Raw genomic sequence first — 5,133 nt, 5'->3', positions numbered from 1 at the left:
GTGCAAGCGGACAAAGCCAGTGCCAGCACAGGCATGGCGGCGATGGAAAGAATGTTTTTCATATTCGGGGTCTCCTTCAGCGCTTGATGGACGGCACGATGGACTGGGCGCCTTTGGCATTCACACCCATGTACACGCCCAGGGCGATGGTGGCTTCGCTACCGAACTTGGGTTCGGGAAAACGCTGTTGGCGGTAGCAGTCGTTCAGGCGCAATTGCATGCCCCACATCTGCGCGTTCGACACACGGTAAGCGGGCCAGGCGGCAAAGCCCACGCCGTCGCCCGGATTGCCGGTCAGGTTGGGCAGGTCTTGCAGACGGATGCGTTTGTCGTCGCTGCCGTGGCAGGTGGCGCAAGAAAAATCGTGCGTGCCGGCGCGGGCAAAGAAGAGGCGCTTGCCCACCTCGTACATGGTTTTTTCCTGCTGGTGCGCCTGGGGCAGGTTGAAGCGCATGCCTTTGGAGGCGGTCGCCACGTAGGTGGCGATGGCGGTGACGTTGGCCATCTCGCCTTTGCCAAAATCCAGCTCGGCGATTTTCTTGGCATCAAAGCCCTGCAAGGTCTCCATGCAGGTCAGCAGGCGCGACTCCATGTCCTGCATGCGGCCGGTGTCTTTGAAAAAGCGTGGCAGTTCCACGAACGCGCCGCTGATGACACCCGGTCCCTTGCCCAAATCGCACTGCTCCAGCGAAGCCATCTTGGGACCGCGTTTTTGCTTCCAGAGCTCTTCGCCCTTCATCTCGTACAACTCGGCCGGATTGCCGTCTTGCAGCATCTCGCGGTATTTGGCAATGGCGTCGGCGGTCGAGGTCTGGGCATGGGCAGCACCCCAAGCTGCAACCAACAGGCTTGCCATGACAAGGGCGGACTTCTTCATCGGGTGTCTCCTTCTTCTAAAAACGAAAGGCCAGATGGCCAGCGCCAGCGGCTGCCCATCTTGTGACGGCAAAGCCTCAGGCAATCACCGCTTCGTCGGTGCGGGTGTCGCCTTTGGTGTCCACCCACTTGATGGCGACTTTATCGCCCTTGGCGCCGCCCTTGAACTTGAACGACAGAAACGGGTTCTGTGCCACCGAGCCACTGAACATGGCTTGCAGCACCACCTTGCCGTTGTGCGTGGCTTCGACGTCGGTGATGAAGTGGGCGGGGATCAGTTCGCCGGCCGCGTTCTTGCGGGTACCGGGTTCCATGATGTGTGCAATCAAGGCGCGGACGGTGGTTTCGCCGTCGGCGTTGTTGGCACGGATGCGCATCGGATCAGCCATGGTGGGACTCCTGAAGGTGAAGATCGGTGTGTGGGGGATTCAAACGGGGTGTCTTGGACAGTGCGCGGCGATCAGCCGCCACAGCCGCCCAGCGTCACCTTGGTTTCCTTGCTGGCCGAAAACAGCTTGCCGTCGGCTTTGACAACGGCCACGACATGGGTGCTCTGCCCCATCTTCACCCGGGTCTGCACTTCGGGCAGGGTCCCGGCGGGAATGGTGAAACCGCAGGACAGGGGCGTCGGGTTTTTCTCGATCACCAGGTACATCTCGGTGGTGTTGGGCAACTTGCTGGAAACACCCACCGGCACCACGGCGCCGTTTTCAGCGATGTCGGGCGAGATGACGGTGATCTGGTCGCTGGCCGCGGGCGTGCCGCCAATGGCCTTGAGCGCGTCGGCAAGCGTCTTGACCTGGAAGCCGGCGCGATCGACCGCGGCCTGCGCCTGGCTTTGTGTGACGATGCCCAGCGACACGAGGGTGGCGAAAGCGCTCGTGGTCTTGAGGGCGGTGCGGCGTGAAGGGTTCATGTGAGGCTCCTGAAAAAATGGGCGAGGCGGAATCATTGGTCGGGCGCACCGGTCAGAATCCAGGCGGCGAGCAGTTTCAGCTCATTGTCCTTGAGCTGGGGTTGGGCCGGCATGGGCACGGCACCGTACAAGCCGGAACCGCCGGATTTTATGCGGGCAGCCACCTTGTCCAAAGCGTCTGCCTGTCCCTGGTGCTGGGCCGCCACGGTCTTGTAGGACGGCCCGACCAGTTTCTTGTCCACGGCATGGCAGCCCAGACAAGCGCTCTGGCCCGCCAGCGCTTTGGCCGCCGCCGCATCCAGCGCCTGTGCGCCTGCTGAAGCCAGCAGAACCACGGTGGCCAGCGCGAGTTGTTTGACATCCATCTTCATAGCTTAAGGTCTCCTAGGCGGGTGCGCCCATGGGGTTTACGAGTAAATGCTGATATATGAAACTATAGGAGTTGGAATGCCCGCATCACCGTGCTCCGCTGGCGATCCAGCGTGCAATGGCGGTGGCCTCTTCCGGTGACAGTTGGGGCTGCGCCGGCATCGCGACCGCGCCGTACACGCCACTGCCGCCGGCGCGGATTTTGGCTGCGAGGTAAGCCACCAGGTCGGTCTTGCCCGCGTGTTTCGCGGCCACCTCGGCAAAGCCCGGACCCACGATTTTGTTCGCCATGCCGTGGCAAGCGGTGCAGCTGTTGGCGCTCAGCAAGGCTTTCACATCACCACCAGCGGGTGCAGCAGCCACCACAGAGACCGGCGACGCGGCGACAGCACCGGTCAGACCAAGAGGTGGTGGCCGCGTGGTGTCGGCTCCGCGCACCGGTCCGATGAGGCGGTTTTGCTGCTGGATGTTGCCGTGTGCGTCGCGCGCAAAAGCAGGCAAGGACGAGTGGATGGTCGGGTCCACCGGGCAGTTCTTCATGCAGGCCACGTTCTTCACGTCGCCCTGGCCGTCGGCCCGCCAAAGCGGCTCGTAAAACACCATGCCGTTGCGGTTGGGCATGCGCTTTTGCACATCGGCAATGTTCTGGTCGCTCAAGGTGAAATCGGCGGGTACGACCTCGGCCAGATTCAAGAGGTAGGCCACCACGCTGTAGACCTCGTTGGTCTGGAGCGTCTTGGGCGCGTTCCAGGGCATGGCCCGGTTGATGTAGTCCCACAGCGTGGACACCGTGGCCACCTTCATGAGCGTGGTCTTCTGGGGGTAGCTCGAACCCGGCTCCAGGTTCTTTACCCGCCCGCGCTCGATGTCGGCACGGGTGGTGCCGCCCACGATGGGCGTGAACACCTCGTTCGATTCGCCAAAGCTACCGTGGCACGAGGCGCACTTGCCCTCCCACACGCCGATGCCCATGGACACCGAACCCGCCCCAGGTGGGAGCCCTTTGAAGTCGGGCCGCACATCGATGTCCCAGGCCTTCACCTCGGCCGGGGTGGCGGCGCGACCGATGTCTTGCCACGGCGGGGTCTGGGCAGCACTGGTGCCACAGATGGCAACCACGAGCGCGGCGAGGAAGATGCCCAAAATGCCGCGCAACCGCCCTTCGACAAGCTCAGGACGGGGCGCAGGCATTGCACGCTGGAGGGGGTCGCGCGTAGCGCGGCGGGGGAGGTGATTCATCTCAATACACCTGCACGTTGGATACTTCACCGTTCTCGGACACCAGCCACGACTGGATCGCGTTCTGGTGGTAGACCGAGCGCGTGCCGCGCACGGCCCGCAACTGGTTGATCTTGGGTTGCACATAGCCGGTGCTGTCGATGGCGCGGCTTTGCAGCACCGCCGGCTTGCCGTCCCACACCCAATCGATGTTGAAACGCGCCAGCGCCTTGGGCAGCAGCGGGCTTTCCAGGCGGGCGGTGCGCCAGTTGCGCCCGCCGTCCACGCTCACATCCACCCGTTTGATCGCACCCCGGCCCGACCAAGCCAGGCCGGTGACGTTGTAAAAGCCTTTGTCCAGCAAGGTCTGGCTGCCCGAGGGCGTGGTGATCACGCTCTTGCATTCCTGCACGCCGGTGTATTGGCGGTGTGTGCCGTCGGGCATGTGGTCCATGTAGTGAATGGCTTCGTCTTTGGTCGCCCACTTCTGGTCGCCCACTTCGATGCGGCGCAGGTATTTCACCCAGCTCACCCCCTGTATGCCGGGAACCACCAGGCGCAGGGGGTAGCCGTTTTCGGGCCGCAGCATTTCGCCGTTCATGGCCCAGGCCACCAGCACATCGTCCATGGCACGTTCGATCGCGATGGTGCGCGTCATCGACGATCCGTCGGCGCCCTCGGCCAGCACAAACCGGGCCGCCGCCTTGTCGTAACCACACATCTCCAGCAACGTGGACAGCAACACGCCGGTGAACTCGGAGCAGCTCACCATGCCGTGCGTGTACTGCACCGAGGGCAAGGCCACATTGCCCCATTCCGGCGCCGAATTCGCACCGCATTCGATGAAGTGGATGCGCGACACGCTGGGCAGACGCATCAAATCGTCCATGGTGAAGACGCGCTCGCGCTTGACCAGACCGTTGACCATGAGGCGGTGTTTCGACGGATCGATGTCCCACCAACCCTGGTGGTGTCGCTCGAAATGCAGACCACTGGGTGTGATGATGCCGAACAAGCCTTGCAAGGGCGTGAAGCTCACCGAGGACTGCGGCACACGCGTCAGGCCCGGACTTTCGCGCCGCTGCAAATTCGCCTCCCACTGGCTGGGCACACCGTAGGGGTTCTTGGCCACCGGCATGCCCAGACCGGTGGAATGGGCGGGCAATTGCAAGATGGCATCTTCGCCATCGGCCGCCAGCGCGCGGGAAGCCGATGCCGCCGAGACCGCCACCCCAGCCCCCATGGCGAGCGCCTTGCCCATGAAGCTGCGACGCGCCTTGCGCGCCGCCTCCATCTGTTCACCGCTCAGAAAATTTTCAGGCGCGGGCAGTATCCGCCCTATGGTTTCGCTCAGATCATTTGACACGGGCTGCTCCGTTTATCGGGCCGGCTGGCGTTGAGAGGCCATGGATTTCGGCCTTGGCTGCGCTTGCTGTGGCGCTTGCGGCGCATCAGCGAGAAAAGGAACCACCCCTTCCCGTTTGGTGGCTGCAACATCCATGCGGCCGGCAACCTGTACCGACACCGTGCGGCACAGTTCGACATACATCGGGTCGGCCAGCTTGTAAAAAATCTGGGTACCCTCGCGGCGGCGCGACAACATGCCCGCCTGGTACATCAGGCCCAGGTGGCGCGACGCGTTCGCCTGCGCCAGGCCGGTGGCCTGGATGATGTCGTTGACGCAACGCTCCTCCTGACACAGCGCGTGCAGGATGCGCAAACGGGTGGGTTCGCCCAGCACACTGAAGTAGCGC

General features: G+C 63.3%; 7 protein-coding genes. All 7 read right to left on the bottom strand.

Going from position 1 to position 5,133, the window contains the following annotated elements; genetic code table 11:
* Positions 1-76: 76 nt before the first annotated feature.
* On the bottom strand, positions 77-877 hold the full coding sequence (gene soxA / locus ABYB95_RS16745) for a sulfur oxidation c-type cytochrome SoxA (protein ID WP_372659693.1): 801 nt from the start codon (positions 875-877) through the stop codon (positions 77-79).
* Between the two features lie 76 nt (positions 878-953).
* The gene (gene soxZ / locus ABYB95_RS16740; protein WP_372659692.1) at positions 954-1,265 is read right to left on the bottom strand and encodes a thiosulfate oxidation carrier complex protein SoxZ; all 312 of its coding nucleotides are present in this window, start codon (positions 1,263-1,265) and stop codon (positions 954-956) included.
* A 71-nt stretch (positions 1,266-1,336) separates the two neighbouring features.
* Complete coding sequence (gene soxY, locus ABYB95_RS16735) at positions 1,337-1,792, bottom strand: thiosulfate oxidation carrier protein SoxY (protein WP_372659691.1); 456 nt, start codon at positions 1,790-1,792, stop codon at positions 1,337-1,339.
* A gap of 32 nt (positions 1,793-1,824) precedes the next feature.
* The gene (locus ABYB95_RS16730) at positions 1,825-2,157 is read right to left on the bottom strand and encodes a c-type cytochrome (protein ID WP_372659690.1); all 333 of its coding nucleotides are present in this window, start codon (positions 2,155-2,157) and stop codon (positions 1,825-1,827) included.
* A 91-nt stretch (positions 2,158-2,248) separates the two neighbouring features.
* Positions 2,249-3,352 carry a c-type cytochrome gene (locus ABYB95_RS16725; RefSeq protein WP_372659689.1) on the bottom strand — a complete coding sequence of 368 codons (1,104 nt, stop codon included), beginning with the start codon at positions 3,350-3,352 and terminating at the stop codon, positions 2,249-2,251.
* A gap of 49 nt (positions 3,353-3,401) precedes the next feature.
* Complete coding sequence (gene soxC / locus ABYB95_RS16720; protein WP_372659694.1) at positions 3,402-4,673, bottom strand: sulfite dehydrogenase; 1,272 nt, start codon at positions 4,671-4,673, stop codon at positions 3,402-3,404.
* Positions 4,674-4,757: 84 nt separating this feature from the next.
* Positions 4,758-5,133, bottom strand: a 376-nt coding sequence (locus ABYB95_RS16715) for an ArsR/SmtB family transcription factor (protein ID WP_372659688.1), incomplete at its 5' end; no start/stop codon positions are given.

The sequence above is a fragment of the Hydrogenophaga sp. genome (assembly GCF_041633695.1).
In the GTDB taxonomy this organism is placed as follows: Bacteria; Pseudomonadota; Gammaproteobacteria; order Burkholderiales; family Burkholderiaceae_C; genus Hydrogenophaga.
Note: the sequence above shows the minus strand (reverse complement) of the source record. Positions and strands in the feature narration are given on the sequence as shown.

What these genes read in the sequence shown, in the direction of transcription:
- soxA (WP_372659693.1), bottom strand. Translation starts at nt 877, where the DNA reads ATGAAGAAGTCCGCCCTTGTCATGGCAAGCCTGTTGGTTGCAGCTTGG.
- soxZ (WP_372659692.1), bottom strand. Translation starts at nt 1,265, where the DNA reads ATGGCTGATCCGATGCGCATCCGTGCCAACAACGCCGACGGCGAAACC.
- soxY (WP_372659691.1), bottom strand. Translation starts at nt 1,792, where the DNA reads ATGAACCCTTCACGCCGCACCGCCCTCAAGACCACGAGCGCTTTCGCC.
- ABYB95_RS16730 (WP_372659690.1), bottom strand. Translation starts at nt 2,157, where the DNA reads ATGGATGTCAAACAACTCGCGCTGGCCACCGTGGTTCTGCTGGCTTCA.
- ABYB95_RS16725 (WP_372659689.1), bottom strand. Translation starts at nt 3,352, where the DNA reads ATGCCTGCGCCCCGTCCTGAGCTTGTCGAAGGGCGGTTGCGCGGCATT.
- soxC (WP_372659694.1), bottom strand. Translation starts at nt 4,673, where the DNA reads ATGGAGGCGGCGCGCAAGGCGCGTCGCAGCTTCATGGGCAAGGCGCTC.